Annotated in this window: 7 protein-coding genes; 6 read left to right on the top strand and 1 reads right to left on the bottom strand. The window is 72.5% G+C overall.

The window, feature by feature from the left end:
- The first annotated feature begins 97 nt into the window (after nt 1-97).
- The 4 genes from C8N24_RS01100 (at nt 98) to C8N24_RS01085 (ending at nt 7,180) form a co-directional block, all read left to right on the top strand.
- A complete protein-coding gene (locus C8N24_RS01100) occupies nt 98-5,455 on the top strand; it encodes an Ig-like domain repeat protein (RefSeq protein ID WP_147447541.1) in 5,358 nt (1,785 codons plus the stop codon).
- A 58-nt stretch (nt 5,456-5,513) separates the two neighbouring features.
- Nucleotides 5,514-6,413: a 1-phosphofructokinase family hexose kinase gene (locus C8N24_RS01095; protein WP_121246987.1), complete on the top strand. Its 900-nt coding sequence runs from the start codon at nt 5,514-5,516 to the stop codon at nt 6,411-6,413.
- A 71-nt stretch (nt 6,414-6,484) separates the two neighbouring features.
- A complete protein-coding gene (locus C8N24_RS01090; RefSeq protein WP_121246984.1) occupies nt 6,485-6,940 on the top strand; it encodes a DUF6602 domain-containing protein in 456 nt (151 codons plus the stop codon).
- Between the two features lie 21 nt (nt 6,941-6,961).
- Nucleotides 6,962-7,180 (top strand): hypothetical protein, encoded by a 219-nt coding sequence (locus C8N24_RS01085; protein ID WP_121246981.1) that lies wholly within the window; start codon nt 6,962-6,964, stop codon nt 7,178-7,180.
- A gap of 12 nt (nt 7,181-7,192) precedes the next feature.
- Here the strand turns inward: C8N24_RS01085 and C8N24_RS01080 are convergent, their stop codons facing one another.
- Complete coding sequence (locus tag C8N24_RS01080) at nt 7,193-7,570, bottom strand: hypothetical protein (RefSeq protein WP_147447539.1); 378 nt, start codon at nt 7,568-7,570, stop codon at nt 7,193-7,195.
- A gap of 191 nt (nt 7,571-7,761) precedes the next feature.
- On the opposite strand from C8N24_RS01080, the gene C8N24_RS01075 reads away from it, so the two are divergent.
- Nucleotides 7,762-13,911, top strand: a complete 6,150-nt coding sequence (locus C8N24_RS01075) for an RHS repeat-associated core domain-containing protein (protein ID WP_121246975.1) — start codon at nt 7,762-7,764, stop codon at nt 13,909-13,911.
- A 2-nt stretch (nt 13,912-13,913) separates the two neighbouring features.
- Entirely contained in the window at nt 13,914-17,819 is a 3,906-nt protein-coding gene (locus tag C8N24_RS01070; RefSeq protein ID WP_121246973.1) for a beta strand repeat-containing protein, read from the top strand.
- Nucleotides 17,820-18,058 lie beyond the last annotated feature (239 nt).

The raw sequence follows: 18,058 nt of genomic DNA, 5'->3' as shown, positions 1-18,058 counted from the left end.
TCATCAATATGTTTTGGTGAGCAACTTATTGACTTCGGCTTGCCCATCGGCTTAGGCTTACGCCTCCGGTTCGCAGAAGTACGAGGGGGAGAAGTTGATGAGGAAGTCGGCGCTGCCATGGTTGGCATGCCTGCTCGTGGCGTTGATCGTGGTTCCGACGTGGGCGTCGGCAGCCGCGCCGCAGCCTGCCCCGGCTCCGGCCGCCGCCCCCGCGGCCAAGGTCACGTTCCCCGCGTCGGCGTACGCCGACGCCGCGTTCGTCGCGCACGACTACTACTTCCAGGACGCCGCCGGGGACGTTGACGACAACGAGGTGACGATCGCCGCGGGCGAGCGCGTCACGTTCGAGGCACCCAGCGGCGTCGCTCCGCACAACGCCGTGTTCACGGGCGCGCAGCCCACCTCGTGCACCCAGACGTCCGGGAACCCGATGGACGGGAACACGACCGCGCCGCTGCCGGACTACCCGGTCGGCGGCCCGTGGACGGGGACGTGCACGTTCAGCGCGCCCGGGACCTACTCGTTCTACTGCCAGGCCCACGACTGGATGACGGGCACGGTCGAGGTGACCGGCACGGCGACGCCGACCCCCACGCCGACCACGACGCCGACGGCCACGCCGACGACGACCCCCACCGCCACGCCGACGGCGACGGCCACCCCGCCGTCGCGCCCGGGCATCCGGGCGATCGACACGAGCGGCTCGGTCTTCCGGTGGCAGGACGTGTCGAGCAGCGACCCGACCGACAACAGCGTCACGGTCACCGCCGGCGCGACCGTCGACTTCAGCTACCCGACGGGCAGCTCGTCGCACAACGTCGTGTTCTCGCGCGCGCCCACGTCGTGCGTGCAGAAGACCGGTGTGGTGATCACGCAGGCCCCGCCGCTGCCCAGCTTCGCGCAGCCGTCGGGATGGTCCGGCGAGTGCACCTTCTCCACGCCCGGAACCTACGCGTTCGTCTGCGGCGTCCATCCGGACATGACGGGCTCGGTGGTCGTCGAAGCGGCGCCGACCCCGACGCCGACCGCGACCCCCGATCCGCCGGACACGTCGATCACGTCCGGACCGAGCGGGCCGACGAACCAGACCTCCGCGAGCTTCAGCTTCACGTCACCGCAGTCGGGGGCGACCTTCGAGTGCAAGCTCGACATGCCGTCGGGCGCCGGCGCGTGGACGGCCTGCACGTCCCCGCGCGCCTACGCGGTCTCCACCAACGGCGCCTACACGTTCTCGGTGCGCGCGGTCTACCCGAGCGGGAACCCGGATCCGACGCCCGCGACACGCAGCTTCACGGTCGACACCGGGCCACCGGACACGACCATCAACGGCGGACCGAGCGGCACGGTCGCGACGACCTCGCAGGCCTTCCTGTTCTCCTCCGACGAGATGAACGTCACGTACGAGTGCCGGCTGGACACGCCCTCGGGCGCGGGCACCTACGGCGCGTGCACGTCGCCGCAGAGCTACACCACCACCGCGAACGGGCAGTACACGTTCCTCGTGCGGGCGAAGGACCCGGCGGGCAACGTCGACGCGTCGCCCGCGTCGCGCACCTTCACGGTGGACACGGTCGCGCCGGACACGACGATCTCCAGCGGGCCCTCGGGCACGGTCAACACGACGTCGCCGTCGTTCGGCTTCTCCTCGCCCGACTCGAGCGCGACCTTCCAGTGCCGCCTCGACGGCCCGGGCACGGCGACCGGGACGTACGTGGCCTGCACCACGCCGCGTCAGGTCGGCCCGCTGGCGGACGGGAGCTACACGTTCCTCGTGCGCGCGGTCGACGCCGCCGGCAACGTGGACACGACGCCCGCCTCGCGGACGTTCACCGTTGAGACGAGCGCGCCCGACACGGCGATCACCGCCGGTCCCCAGGGCCTCGTCAACGGCACCTCGGCCGCGTTCTCGTTCACGTCCACCAAGGCCGGCTCGACCTTCGAGTGCCGCCTGGACACGCCGTCCGGCAACGGGACCTACGCCGCGTGCACGTCGCCGCAGACGTACACGACGACCGCCAACGGCGCCTACACCTTCTCGGTGCGCGCGACCGACGCGGCCGGCAACGTCGACGCGACGCCCGCGACGCGCGCGTTCACGGTCGACACCACCGCGCCGAACACGACGATCGACTCGGGGCCGACGGGCACGGTGAGCACCAGCTCGCCGCTGCTGACGTTCTCGTCCAGCGAGTCGGGCTCGACGTTCGAGTGCCGTCTCGACGGCCCCGGCGGCGCGACCGGCAGCTACCAGACCTGCACGTCCCCGCGCATCCTCGGCTCGCTCGCCGACGGCGCCTACACGTTCCTCGTGCGCGCGACCGACGCGGCGGGCAACGTGGACGCCACGCCGGCGAGCCGCACGTTCACGGTCGACACGGCCGCGCCGGACACGACGATCGTGAGCGGTCCGTCGGGGCTGACGAACGCGACGTCGGCGTCCTTCGGCTTCACGAGCGAGGCGGGTGCCTCCTTCGAGTGCCGCCTGGACACGCCGTCCGGCTCCGGCACCTACGCGACCTGCACCTCCCCGCAGGCCTACACGACGACCGCGAACGGGCAGTACACGTTCTCGGTCCGCGCGAAGGACGCGGCCGGCAACGTCGACCCGACGCCCGCCACGCGCACATTCACCGTGGACACCGCCGCGCCGAACACGACCATCGACTCCGGCCCGACGGGCACCGTGAACACCGCTTCGCCGGCGTTCGCGTTCTCCTCGAGCGAGTCCGGCTCGACGTTCGAGTGCCGCCTGGACGGCCCCGGCACGGCGACCGGCACCTACGCCGCGTGCACGTCGCCGCGCACGGTCGGTCCGCTCAACGACGGGACGTACACGCTCCTCGTGCGGGCGATCGACGCCGCGGGCAACGTGGACGGCTCGCCGGCCTCGCGGACGTTCACGGTCGAGACGTCGCTGCCGGACACGTCGGTCACGAGCGGCCCGACGGGCGCGACCAGCAACGCGTCGCCCTCGTTCGCGTTCGACTCGACGAAGGCCGGCTCGACGTTCGAGTGCCGCCTGGACGGCCCGGGCGCCGCGACGGGCACGTACGTCGCGTGCACCTCGCCGCGCGCGGTCGGCCCGCTGGCGGACGGGGCGTACACGTTCCTGGTCCGGGCGAAGGACGCCGCGGGCAACGTGGACACCACTCCGGCCAGCCGCACGTTCACGGTGGACACGGCTGCGCCGAACACGACGATCGACTCGGGCCCGTCGGGCACGGTCGGCACGACGTCGGCGTCGTTCGGGTTCTCCAGCGAGGCGGGTGCGTCGTTCGAGTGCCGCCTGGACACGCCGTCCGGGGCGGGCGCGTACGCCGCGTGCACGTCGCCGCAGGCGTACACGACGACGGCGAACGGTGAGTACACGTTCTCGGTGCGTGCCAAGGACGCGGCCGGCAACGTCGACCCGACGCCCGCGACGCGGACGTTCACGGTGGACACGGTCGCGCCGGACACGACGATCTCGGCCGGGCCGAGCGGCGTGGTCAACACCACTTCGGCGTCGTTCACGTTCTCGAGCGAGGCGGGTGCCACGTTCGAGTGCCGCCTGGACGGGCCCGGCTCGGCGACCGGGACCTACGCGGCGTGCGCGTCGCCGCGTGCGGTCGGTCCGCTGGCCGACGGCGAGTACACGTTCTCGGTGCGCGCGAAGGACGCGGTCGGGAACGTGGACGCGACGCCCGCGACCCGGACGTTCACGGTGGACACGACGGCGCCGGACACGGCGATCGCGAGCGGTCCGTCCGGTGTGACGAACGCGACCTCGGCGTCGTTCGGGTTCTCCAGCGAGGCGGGTGCGTCGTTCGAGTGCCGCCTGGACACGCCGTCCGGGGCGGGCACGTACGCCGCGTGCACGTCGCCGCAGGCGTACACGACGACGGCGAACGGTGAGTACACGTTCTCGGTGCGTGCCAAGGACGCGGCCGGCAACGTCGACCCGACGCCCGCGACGCGGACGTTCACGGTGGACACCACGGCCCCGAACACCACGATCGACTCGGGTCCGACGGGCACGGTGAACACGGCGTCGCCGTCGTTCGCGTTCTCGAGCGAGGCGGGTGCCTCGTTCGAGTGCCGCCTGGACGGCCCGGGAGCGGCGACGGGGACCTACGTCGCATGCACGTCGCCGCGCGTGGTCGGTCCGCTGGCCGACGGCGAGTACACGTTCTCGGTCCGCGCGAAGGACGCGGCGGGCAACGTCGACGCCACGCCCGCCACGCGCACGTTCACGGTCGAGACGACCGTGCCGGACACGTCGCTCACCGCCGGTCCGACCGGGACGACGAACGACGCGTCGCCGTCGTTCTCGTTCGGCTCGACGAAGCCCAACTCGACGTTCGAGTGCCGTCTGGACGGTCCGGGCGCGGCGACCGGGACCTACGTGGCGTGCACGTCGCCGCGCGCGGTCGGCCCGCTGGCGGACGGGGCGTACACGTTCCTCGTCCGTGCGCGGGATGCCGCCGGCAACCTCGACGCGACGCCCGCCTCGCGGACGTTCACGGTGGACACCACCGCGCCGGACACGACGATCACCGGCGGCCCGTCCGGCACGGTCACGGCGGGCACGGCCTCGTTCGCGTTCACGAGCGAGGCCGGTGCGACGTTCGAGTGCCGCCTGGACACGCCCTCGGGCGCCGGGACGTACGTCGCGTGCACGTCGCCGCGTGAGGTCACGCTGACCGCCCTCGGCTCGTACACGTTCTGGGTGCGCGCGAAGGACGCGGCGGGCAACGTCGACGCCACGCCAGCGAGCCGCACGTTCACGCGTGAGGCGGAGCCGACGCCGACGCCGACGGTCACGCCCACCGTGACGCCGACGGTGACGCCGACGGTCACCCCCACGGTGACGCCCACCGTCACGCCGACGGTGACGCCCACCGTGACGCCGACGGTCACGCCGACGGTGACGCCCACCGTGACGCCGACGGTGACGCCGACGGTGACGCCGACGGTCACGCCGACGGTGACGCCCACCGTGACGCCGACGGTCACCCCGACCGTCACGCCCACCGAGACCTCGGTGGAGACCACCATCACCGGCACGGTCGCGTCCGCGCTGTCGCTCACGCTCGGCACCTCGACGCCGTTCGGGCCGTTCATCCCCGGCGTCGCGGCCGACTACCTGGCCACGGTGCCGGCGACGGTGACGAGCACGGCGCAGTCGGCGGACCTGACCGTGGTCGACGCGGACACGCAGCGTCCCGGCCGCCTGGTGAACGGGACGTTCGCGCTGACGAACCCGGTGGAGGTCAAGGCGACCAACGCCACCACGCCTGACTCGGCCTTCGCGCCGGTCGGGGCGAGCCCGGTGCGCGTGCTGGCGTTCCCGACGCAGGCGGTCTCGAACGCGGTCACGATCGGGTTCCGCCAGCGGATCGCCGCGGACGAGCCGCTGCGCACCGGCACGTACGCGAAGACGCTGACGTTCACGTTGTCGACGACCAACCCGTAGGGGGTCACGGGCGCCGCGGCTGGAGCCGCGGCGCCCGATCGCTACCGTCACCGCCCGCATGATCGTCTGCATCTCGCCGACCCCGGCGGTCGACCGGCTGCACCGGGTGAGCGGGCCCGTCGTGGTGGGGCGGATCCACCGCCCGCACGAGGTCGTCGCGGTCGCCGGTGGCAAGGGCCTCAACGCCGCGCGAGCGGCCGCGCAGCTCGGTACGCCGGTCCGCGCCGTCGCCCCGCTCGGCGGCGCGAACGGCGCGTGGATCGAGACGCAGCTCGAGGCCGCCGGCCTCGAGGTCCGCCGCGTCCCGACCGACGCGGAGCCGCGCATCTGCGTCTCCGTCGCGGGCGAGGGCCAGGACCTGACGGAGTTCTACGAGGGCGCGCCACCCATCGCCGCGGCCGAGTGGGACGCGCTCGTGGACGCGGTGCGCGACGCCGCCACCGGCGCGAGCTGGGTGACCCTGTCCGGCTCGCTGCCGCCGGGCGCGCCCGTCGACGGCGCCGCCGTCCTCCTCGAAGCGGCCCGTGCGGCCGGTGCCTCAGTCGCCCTGGACGGCAGCGGGGAGGCCCTCGCCGCCGGCGTGCGCGTGATGCCGGACCTCGTGAAGATCAACGAGCACGAGGCGCACGGCCTGCTCGGCGCGGACGTCGACGTCCGCGCCTTGCGCCCCGCGCAGGGCGTCGCGTGCATCACCCGCGGCGCCGCGGGGCTCGAGCTGGCGGCGAACGGCGTCGTCCTGCGCGCCACCCCGCCGACCCGTGGCCGCTACCCGGTCGGTTGCGGCGACGTGACCCTCGGCGCGCTCGTGGCCGCCCGCGACACCGGCGCCGACTGGCCCGCCGCGGTCGCGCTGGCCGTCGGAGCCGCGGCCGCCGCCGCCGAGGTCCCGGGCGCGGCGGTCTTCGACCCCGCTCGCGCCCGCGAGCTCGCCGCGGCGGTCGACGTGCGCTTCACCTGACCGGCGATCGGCCGTTTGTTCCGCTCCCACGGAGGGAACGACCGCGATCGGTGTCTGCCTTTCAGAACTCCATGCGAGCCCTGTCGGCGAACCTCCGCGCCGGCGTGCTCCGGTCCGACGCGGTCCGGCACGCGCTGACCAAGGGCGAGATGCGGGAGGAGGACCTCGCCGCAGCGCTCGCGCCGCACCTGCCGCAGCGCATGTCGCTGTCCAGCGGCGTGGTGATCAACGACCGCGGTGAGGAGAGTGGTCAGCAGGATCTGCTGATCGTCGACTCGGACGTGTCGCCGGCGTTCGTCACGGCCGGGCGACTCGGGGTGCACCCGGTGGAGAGCGTGCTCGCTGCCATCGAGGTCAAGTCGACGCTGACGAGCGCGCTGGTCGAGGACGCGGTCGAGCGCGGCGCGTCGGGCGCCGAGACCAGCAGCAGGGCGCTGTTCCGAGCGTTTGTGCGAGCGAACCAGGCGCTGCCCGAGATGGACCGCACGAATGCTCTGTTCGTCGTCGACCAGTTCACCACCGCCTGATCGCCACGCGAGGACGCCGCCGTGCTGCAGAACTACCCGCAGGACGCGCTCACCGCGTGCCGGCTGGACTACGGGCACGACAGCTTCCTTTGGTTCTACGCGTTCCTCCTCGACGCCGTGCAGTACTACACCCCGCCGAGCCTCAACCTTCGCGGGTACGTCGACAGCGCTGACCTCGAGGAAGGCGCTCGCATCGACGACATCGTGCCGATCAGGCCCGAAGCCGAACCGCCTGAGTGAGGATCGACGTGCTCAGCACTGCCAGCTGATCTTCGAGTAGGCCTTCGGCACGCCCGTGATGCGGGCCTCGATGCACTGGTAGACACGGCGGTCGCCCTCGGCCACGCGCTTGCGCAGGACGACGCGGACCTTGCCGCGGACGCGGCGGCCTTCGGCGCAGCTGGGCTCGCACAGCAGGACGCTGGCCGTGCCGCGGCCGATCGCCTTGCTCCAGCCCCAGTGCTTCCAGCGCAGGCTCGTGAGGTCCACGTCGCGGAAGGCGAGCGTCTTGGGCTTCTGCGCCAGGCGGTCCGACAACGGGTCGCGGACGTAGGAGGAGCCGGCGGCGAGGGCGACGCCCGGCGCGCACAGGGTCAGCAGGGCGAGGGCGAGGACGAGGGTACGGCGCATCGCCACAGGGTCGCACGTACATCCTTCGATCGGCGTGATTCCCGCACCGCCGGTGTGGTGGTCCCCGCGCTGTGGGTGTGTGGGTAACCGCCCGTAACGTGGCGGTCCGCTCCGGGAGCCTGTCGGCACTCCCCAGGAATCGCAATAAAGGTACGGACGCCGCCTTGAAGATCTTCCCTCGCGCAAGCGTGATGCTTGCCGCTGGGTTCGCGCTGCTCGCGAGCCCGGCATACGCTGCACCCGCTCGGCCCGACCTGTCGGTCGCCAAGCTGCAGGCCGACGCGGGCTCCGCGACGGTCACCGTGAAGAACGCCGGTCCCGCGAAGGCCAAGGCGTCGCAGGTCGCGCTCACGCTCTCGAAGGACGCGAAGCCGAGCAAGGACGACCGCGCGCTCACCAGCGGGTCGGTCAAGGCGCTGGCCGCCAGGAAGAGCGCGGCGGCGACGTACACGCTCACGGTGCCCGCGGGTACGTACCGCGTGATCGCCTGCGCGGACCCGAAGAACAAGGTCCGCGAGCGCAACGAGAAGAACAACTGCCGCGCCTCGGGCGAGATCACCGTGCGCACCGGCCCGCAGCCCACGCCGGCTCCCGGCCCGGCGCCGCAGCCCGTCCCGCAGCCGGCGCCGAACCCGAACCCGAACCCGGGCCCGACCGCCACCGCGACGGCCACCGCCTCCGCGACGCCCACGGCCACCGCAACGGCCACCGCCACCGCCACCGCCACGGCGACCGCCACCGTGACCCCGACGGTCACGGCCACCCCGACCCCCGACTTCCCTGAGCCCCCGCTCACCCCCGCCGCGGACCCGGCCGACGTCGCCCCCGCGCCCGAGCCGAGCAAGCCGACCACGGTCGCCGACGGCACCGAGTTCCTCTACACGGGCAGCAACCCGATCCAGAAGGAGGTCAAGCCCAGCACGATCGCCGACAAGCAGGTGGCGGTCGTCCGCGGCAAGGTCCTCAAGGCCGACGGGACGCCGATGAAGGGCGCGCGCGTCACCGTGCTCGACCACTCCGAGCTCGGCTACACCGCGACCCGTGAGGACGGCGGCTACGACCTCGCCGTCAACGGTGGCGCGGACCTCACGCTGACGTTCGAGCAGGACGGCTTCATGAGCGTCCAGCGCACGGAGCCGATCCCGTGGCAGGACTACGTGGACATCGCCGACGTGGTGATGACCCCGTACGACGCGAAGGTCACGGAGATCGAGGAGAAGGCCGACACGCTGCAGGTCGCCACGAGCGAGACGACGCCGGCCGACGACAGCGATCCGCGCCAGGCGACGCTCATGTTCGACCCCGGCACGGACGCCACGATGACGCTGCCGAACGGCCAGACGAAGCCGCTCGGCGACCTCGAGGTCCGCGCGACCGAGTACACGGTCGGCGCGAACGGCGAGGAGCGCATGCCGGGCGAGCTGCCGGACAGCTCCGCCTACACCTACGCCGTCGAGTTCTCCGTCGATGACGCCGTCGAGGCGGGCGCCACCGACGTCAAGTTCACCAAGCCGGTCACGACCTACGTCGACAACTTCCTCGGCTTCAAGGCCGGCACGATCGTGCCGTCGGCGTACTACGACGAGGCCAAGGGCGCGTGGGTGCCGTCCAAGAACGGCGTGGTCATCAAGATCATCAGCGAGTCGGGCGGCCGCGCGAACGTCGACACGGACGGCGACGGCACCGCGGACAACCAGGGCCTCGACGACGCCGAGCGCACGAAGCTCGCCCAGGAGTACGGCGCCGGCAAGTCGCTGTGGCGCGTCGAGGTCGAGCACTTCACGCCCTGGGACTACAACTGGCCGTACGGCTGCAAGGCCGACTGCGACGCCCCGGACGAGGAGCCGCCGCCCCCGCCCTACTGCCCCGAGTGCGAGGCCGCCGGCTCGATCATCGGCGTCTTCAACCAGACGCTCGGCGAGACCCTCTCCGTCCCCGGCACGCCCCTCAACCTCTACTACAACTCCGGCCGCGTCCCCGGCTACAAGGAGGCCTACCGGCTCGAGATCCCGCTGACGGGCGCGTCGATCAAGCCGAGCCTGAAGCGCGTCGAGCTCGAGGTGACCGTCGCCGGCCAGGAGTTCCGTCAGACGTTCACACCCAAGGCGAACCTCAAGCACACGTTCGAGTGGGACGGCGTGGACGCCTACGGCCGCACGGTCGAGGGGGCGCAGAACGCCGAGGTGCGGATCGGCTACGTGTACGCGGCCGAGTACCTGGAGGCGTCCGAGTTCGAGGCGTCCTTCGGCCAGTTCGGCGGCGCGCCCGTCACCCGCAACGAGGCGGGAGGCGACGACGAGTCGCGCCGCGAGATCATCGCTTGGCAGGAGTGGGAGCGCCCCGTGGGCGTCCTCGGCGCCGGCAGCGACGCGCTCGGCGGCTGGACGCTCGACGTGCACCACGCCTACGACCCGCAGGCCCGCACGCTCTACAAGGGCGACGGCTCGAAGGTCACCACCGAGGCGATCCGCGCGGAGCTCGACACCGCGGTCGGCGTGTCCGACGGCAACGTCGACCCGACGAAGCCGGCGACGATGTTCCCGCTCGAGACCGCCCGCGGCACCGACGCCGGCGCCGACGGCTCGATCTACGTCGCCGAGACCGGCGCCGACCGCGTGCTCAAGGTCGACAAGAACGGCATGGTGCACATCGTCGCCGACGACGAGGACGGCCTGACCGCGCCGCGTGACGTGGCCGTCGCCGACGACGGCACGCTCTTCATCTCCGACACCGGCAACGCGCGGATCGTCAAGATCGACCCGCTCGGCAACCGGTCGACGTTCGCCGGCGGGGGAGACCCCGACACGCTCGGCGACGGCGGCCCGGCCACGAGCGCGAGCCTCAAGCAGCCGCGCGGTCTCGCGCTGGCCGCCGACGGCACGCTCTACATCGCCGAGGCCGGCCGCAACCGCGTCCGCCGCGTCGCGCCGGACGGGCGCATCAACACGCTCACCACGGACCTGAACCTGCCGACCGACGTCGCCGTCGACGCCGAGGGGTCGGTCTTCGTCGCCGACGCGCTCAACGAGCGCGTGGTCAAACTCACCGCCCAGGGCGAGGCGACGACGCTGGCCGCGGACATCGGGCAGGCCTACGGCCTCGACGTCGCCGACGACGGCACCGTCTACGTCTCCGACCGCATCCATCACCTGGTCCGCCGGATCGCCAAGGACGGCACCGTCGCCGTCTACGCCGGCACCGGCCGCAGCGGCGACGCCGGCGACGGCAACGCGCCGGCCCAGGCGCAGCTCACGTTCCCGGAGGACGTCACGGTCGCGCCGGACCAGTCGGTGCAGATCGCCGACACCGGCAACGCGCGCATCCGCCGCGTCTCGCCGGGCCTGCCGGGCTTCGTCGACGCCGACTTCTCGCTCCCGAGCCAGGACGGCACGCAGGTGTTCCTGTTCGACCGCTCCGGCCGCCACCTGAAGACGCTGGAGGCGCTGACCGGTGTCGTCCGCTTCACGTTCGGCTACGACGCCGCGGGCCGGCTCAAGACGGTCACCGACGGGGACGGCAACGTCGTCACGATCGAGCGCGACGGTGCCGGCAAGGCGACCGCGATCGTCGCGCCCGGCAACCTGCGCACGAGCCTCACCATCCGTCCCGACGGCATGCTCGGCGAGGTCAAGAACGCGGAGAACGAAGCGCACACGCTCGACTACACGCCGGGCGGCCTGCTGAAGACGTTCACCGACCCGCTCGGCAAGGACGCGCACTTCACCTACGACGCCGCCACCGGGCGGCTGAAGACCGACGAGGACAAGAGCGGCTCGATCGTCACGCTCACGCGTGAGGCGACGGCGACCGGCTACCGCATCAAGCGCACGTCGGACCTGGGCAAGCTGACGACGTTCGAGGCCGAGCAGCTCCCCGGCGGCGGCACGCGCTCGACCACGATCGACCCGTCCGGCGCCAAGTCGGTGATGGAGTACGGCGCCGACGGCGTCACGCGCGTCACCCAGCCCGACGGCACCGTGGTCACGACCACGCTCGCGGGCGACCCGCGGTGGGGCATGCGCGCGCCCTACACGGCCCGCGCCACGGTCCGCACGCCGGACGGGCGCACGAAGGTCACCACCAACGAGCGCACGGTCGACCTCAAGTCGCCGGCGAGCCCGTTCAGCATCGACACGCTCGCGGACGAGACGACGATCAACGGCAAGACGTCACGGCGCGAGTACGACGGCACGACCCGGACGCTGACGAGCACGTCGCCGTCCGGCCGCGAGGTCTCGACCACCTTCGACGCCAAGGGCCATCCCGTCACGCACAGCTACGGGACGGGCATCGTGCCGCGCACGATGACGTGGGACGCGAAGGGCCGCCTGGCCAAGGTCGTCCAGGGCACGCGCGAGATTACCTACGGCTACGACGCCACGCGCCCGCAGCGGCTGCTGACGCGCACGGACGGCGAGAGCCGCACGGTCACGTACGGCTACGACGGCGTCGAGCGCGTGACCTCGGTCAAGCTGCCGAGCGGCCACACCTACGGCTTCACCTACGACGACGCCGGCAACCGCACGGGCGTGACGATGCCGAGCGGCAAGACGCACACGTACGGGTTCTCGCCGACCGCGAACCTGACGTCGTACACGGCGCCGGGGGTGTCCCCGCAGACGCGCGCCTACGACGACGACCACTACCTGCAGTCGGTCACGCTGCCGGGCCGCGGGACGACGTCCTACGCCCGCAAGACGGACGGCCGCCTGACCGGGGTGGGCGAGGCGACGTTCGGCTACGCCGACGCGACCACGCGGATCACGTCCGCCACGCGCGGCGCGAAGACCGACGCGTTCGCCTTCGACGGCCTGCTCCAGACGAGCGCGGGCGAGTTCACGTACGGCTGGGGGGCCGACATGCAGCTGGAGTCGATCCAGCTCGCCGGCACGCCCAAGCGCGCGCTCACGCGTGACGACGACGGCAACCTCACCGGCTACGGCCCGTTCACGTACGAGCGCGGCGGCCCGCTCGGGGACGTCAGCAAGATCACGGACGACGCGCTCAGCCTCGCGCTGACCTACGACAACGCGGGTGCGGCGAAGGGCCGCGCGCTCACCGTCAAGGGCGCCAAGCGCTACGAGAACGTCGTCACCCGTGACGACTCGGGCCGCATCACCAAGCGGGTCGAGACCATCAACGGGACGACCAAGACCTACGACTACACGTACTTCCCCGACGGCGAGCTCAAGTCGGTCTCCGGCGACGCGAACGAGTCCTGGACGTACGACGTCAACGGCAACCGCGCCGGGAAGTCGTACGCCGACGACGACCGGATGACCGGCACGCACACCTACGACGCGGCGGGCTTCCTCGTCAGCCGCGGCGCGGACACGTTCACCTACGGCGACAAGGGTGAGCTGAAGTCCGCCACGGTCGGCGGCACGACCGTCACCTACGAGTACGACGCGTCGCGGCGCCTGCGGGCGCGGGTCGCCGGCGGCGTGCGCACCGAGTTCCTGTACGGGGACGCGTCGCGCCCGTTTCAGGTGTCGGCGAGCCGTGTCGGCACCGAGGTCACGCAGTACTTCTACGACCGCTACGACCTGCTGTTCGCGCTCGAGCGCGGCGGCGCGCGGTACTACGTCGGCACCGACCAGGTCGGCACGCCGCGCGTGATCACCGACGCGGCCGGCGCCGTCGTCAAGACGTACGCCGGCAACGCGTTCGGCGTGCGCAACAAGGCCGCCGAGACGGGCACGTTCGAGATCCCGCTGGGCTTCGCGGGCGGCATCGAGGACCCGGTGACGGGCCTGGTGCGCTTCGGCCTGCGCGACTACGAGCCGGCCACGGGCCGCTTCACCGCGCGCGACCCGATCCTGCAGGAGGGCGGCATGAACGTCTTCGTCTACGCGGGCAACGACCCCGTGGGCAAGCGCGACCCGTCCGGCATGGACGAGGGCGCCGGTGGCGGCAGCACCGGCGGTGGCGTCGTCGACAGCATCGTCGGCGGCTTCAACAAGGTCGTCGACTGGGTCCGGAGCGAGGACGGCCGTGACGCGATCGAGACCGTCTCCGAGCTGCCGCTCGAGGACAACCCGATCGTCGAGACCGCGGGCAAGCTCAACGACGGCCTGGAGAAGATCGACACCGCGGTCGAGATCGCGGAGGGCGCGATGGAGATCTACGAGGGCGAGCAGAAGGAGTCGCTGCCCGAGCAGGCCGTCGCCTGGCTCAAGTGCGGCTTGAAGGTGATCGACAAGGTGCTGCCGGTCAACCTCACGCCGACCGAGGCCGTCGAGGAGACGCTCGACCAGGGCCTCGACCACGCGCGCAACCAGCGCGACTACGGATCCATCAACAGCGGCGTGCGCCGACAGCTCGCCGAGATCGGAATGTGACGATGAAGCGACGGATCGCACTCGCCACGTTCGCTGCCTTCGCAGCGCTCGGCGGCACGGCCCAGGCGGCCGACATCACCTACACCGGGCCCAACGGCGGCGCCTGGACGACCGCGGCGAGCTGGTCGGGCGGCAGCGTGCCCGGGGCCGGCGACACGGCCATCGTCCCGAGCGGCAAGCAGGTCACGCTCGACACGACGGCGAGCGTGGCGCGGCTGGACCTCGGCGGCACGCTGCTGGGCTCCGGCACGCTGACGATGGGCTCGGGCACGTGGTCGGGCGGCTCGATGGGCGGCTCGGGCACGACCCGCGTCACCGGCACGCTCACACACACCCAGAACACGACGCTCGAAAGCACCCGCGTGCTGGCGATCGAGGGCACGCTCGAGCTGGCCGGCGCGGGCAAGTACATCAACCGCAACGGCACCCCGCTGGTACGCAACACGGGCACGATCAAGCGCACCGCCCCGACGGGCATCGTCGAGATCTACGCGGCGGTCGAGAACGACGGCCTGATCCAGAACGTCGAGCTCGAGGGCGGCGGCAGCGGCTCCACCGGCGCATTCGACGGCGTCAACCTGCACTCGGGCACGTTCGAGCTCGGCGACGGCGCCGCGCTCGCGAGCACGACCCTCGACGGCGGCACGGTCAACGTGACCGGCACCGTGACGGCGTCGGGCGCGATGACCACCGGCACGGTCGGCGGCGCCGGCACGCTGCACGTGAACGGCCCGTTCACCTGGTCGGGCGGCTCGATGGGCGGCACGGGCACCACGCGCGTGACGTCGACCATGACGCACACGGCGAACACGTCGCTCGCCGACACGCGCACGCTCGCGATCGAGGGCACGCTCGCCCTCGCCGGGGACGGCCGCTACATCAACCGCTCCGGCACGCCGCTGATCAAGAACACCGGCACGATCAAGCGCACTGCGCCGACGGGCCCGGTCGAGCTGTACCCGGCGGTCGAGAACGACGGCCGGATCGAGAACGTGGAGCTCGAGGGCGGCGGCAGCGGCTCGACGGGCGAGTTCGCCGGCGCGCACCTGCACTCCGGGACGTTCGAGCTCTCCAGCGGGGCCAAGCTCACCGACGCGGCGCTCGACGGCGGCACGGTCAACGCGACCGGCACCGTCACCGGCAGCGGCGCGACGACGATGTCGGCGGGCACGCTCGGCGGCACCGGCACGTTCGTCTTCGGCGGCGCTTTCGCGTGGTCGGGCGGCACGATGACCGGCGCGGGCACGACCCGGATCACCGGCACGCTCACGCACAGCGCGAACACGTCGCTGGCGGCGGGCCGCGTGCTCGACGTCGTCGGGACGCTCGACATGGCGGGGGACGCGCGCACCATCAACGGCTCCGGAGGCGCGTCGATCCACGTCGGCGGCACCTTCAAGCGCACTGGCACCGGCGCCAACGGCACCACCGCCGCCGTCGACAACGACGGCCTGGTGAAGGACATCGCGCTCGGCGGTGGCGGCAAGGACGTCTCGACCGGCGAGTTCGCCGGCGCGACGCTCAAGAGCGGGACGTTCGAGCTCGGCGCGGGCGCCAAGCTGACCGCGAGCACGGTCATCAGCGGCGCCACGGTCAACGGTGCCGTCGGGATCGTCACGGCGCGGCTGGAGGGCGGGACGCTCGCCGCCGCGGCCGACATCACCGGCACGCTCGAGTGGACGGACGGCAAGATGGCCGGCCCCGCGACCACGAAGGTCGCGGCCGGCGCGACGCTGATCCTCAACGGCTTCTCGTCGCTGACGGGCGGGCGCGTGCTCGAGAACCGCGGCGTGATCGACGCGCGCGGCACGTCGATGGTGTTCGACGACTTCGAGGCCCCCGCCGAGCGGATCGAGAACCTCGGCACGCTGACCAAGACCGCGGGCACGAGCTCGACGATCGGCGCGCCGCTGCACAACGTCGGCACGGTCGACGGCAAGGTCGGCGAGCTGCGCCTCGAAGTGGGCACCGGTGAGCCCGACACGGGCACGTTCACCGGCGCCGACGCCGCCAACCGCGTCGTGTTCGTCGGCGAGCGCACGTTCACCGGGGCGGTGCAGCTGCCGGGCACGGTGGAGATCGCCGACGCGCTGTCGGTCCGGCCCGGCGACACGCTGACGATCGCGGGCACCGTGATCCACCGCGCGGGCGCGCTGACCGGCAACCTCAACGTCAGTGGCCGGATCACGTGGGACGGCGGCCGCCAGAACGGGCCGGGCACCACGACCGTCACGCCCACGGGGCGGATCGTGATCACGCCGCTGACCAGCTTCGGCTGTGGCTCGGCGTCGATGGACGACGGCCGCGTGCTGGTCAACCAGGGCCTGCTGCGGCTGGAGAAGGGCGCGGACCTCGGCACCTTCGAGGACACCCGCATCACCAACGCGGGCCGGATCGAGCTCGACACGCCCAACGACGACAAGTGCGGCACCTCGTCCGGCATCCACGGTGACGCGACCCTGCTCAACACGGGCACGATCGAGAAGACCGGCGGGACGAGCGCGTCGCACCTGCGGCTCGTCGTCGACAACGACGGCACGATCAACGGCCCGCTCGAGCTCGAGAGCGACGAGGCCGTCACGCACACCGGCGCGTTCAAGGACATCACGCTCGGCGACGGCGTCCTCGTCGTCGACGCCGGCGCGACGCTGACCGGCACCACCGAGGTCGCCGGCGGTGAGCTGCGCGTGCTGCGGCCCGTCACGGTCGCGACGCTCAGGCAGACCGGCGGCAGCGTCACCGGCACGGGCGCGCTGACCGTCACCGGCTCGTTCGCCTGGTCCGACGGTGACCAGACCGGACCGGGCGCGACGGTGCTGGCGGCGGGCGCGACGGCGGCGATCACCGACGACGTCCGGCTCGACGAGGACCGCGAGCTGCGCAACGCGGGCACGCTGACGATCGACGACGCGACCGTGTGGATGGAGCGCGGCTCCGCGGTCCGCAACACGGGCACGCTCGTGCTCGACGGCACCGCCAAGCTCGACGACTCCGCCTACCGATTCGGCTACGGCGAGGCGGGGCTCATCCACAACACGGGCACGCTGCGCAAGAGCGGCACCGGCAGCGCCGTGGCCGAGGCGACGATCGACAACGACGGCACCGTCGAGATCCTCGACGGCCGCCTCGAGCTGCCCGAGCTGCTCAACTGGAGCGGCCCGCTGTTCGGCGGCGAGGGCACGCTCGCGGGCGGCACCTACCTCGTCGGCAACGGCGCGGGCCTGGTGCTCCCGGGCGCGCTGAAGGCCAACGCGGCGCGGCTGGTGCTCAACGCCGGATCGCAGGTGCTGTTCACCGAGCTCACCGGGACCGGCGTGGTCGCCCGCGACGCGCTGACCGGGTTCGTCCGCAACGCCGCGGGCGGCACGCTCGAGCTGGCCGGCGGCCGCTCGCTGACCGCGGCCGGCACGTTCGCCAACCAGGGCGTGCTCGCGCTCGGCGCCGGCTCGACGCTCAACGCGGGCGGCTTCACCCAGTCGGCGGGCGCGGTGCTGCGCCCGACGCTCACCGCGGCGTCCTCCGGGCGCATCGCCGTGACCGGCGCGGCGCAACTCGGCGGGCGGCTGGACGTCGTCGCGCCGGCCGCCGTCAACGGCGACGTGCCGGTGATCACCGGCGCGGTCGCCGGCACGTTCGGCGCGGTCACCGGCGGCTACGTCCCGACCTACGGCGCGGCGGCCGTGACCGTTCGCCGCACGGGCACCGCGGCGCCGAAGACGACCACGGTCGCGGCGGCGCCCGAAGCGCCGGCGGCGGCGCTGCCGGTCCAGGCGCCCGCGTTCGCGCCGCCCGCTCCGGCCGTGGGCAAGCCGCCGGTGAAGGCCAAGCCACAGGCGAAGCGCAAGCCGTCCGCCAAGCGCAAGATCAAGACGAGGCAGAAGGCCAGGGCCAAGACCGCGCGACGCTGATCCGGCCGCCCCGCCGCCGTCGGTCGGTGGCGGGGCACGGTCAGCCCGGATTCCGGAGTATGAAAAAGAAATCCCTACCGATCGGTGAACGCCTGTAGGGTCGAGCGACAACCGCGTCACCGCGAAGGGAGAGTGGGCTTATGGCTTTCCGTGTCCGGGACCTGGTCATCAACGTCGTTCCCGATGTCCAGGCGGTAGGAGGAGTCGCTGCGCCGTGCCCGGTGGGCACGCTCTGCAGG

Origin of the sequence: Solirubrobacter pauli (assembly GCF_003633755.1) — a bacterium.
GTDB lineage: Bacteria > Actinomycetota > Thermoleophilia > Solirubrobacterales > Solirubrobacteraceae > Solirubrobacter > Solirubrobacter pauli.
This window is presented reverse-complemented; position numbering and strand designations above follow the sequence as displayed.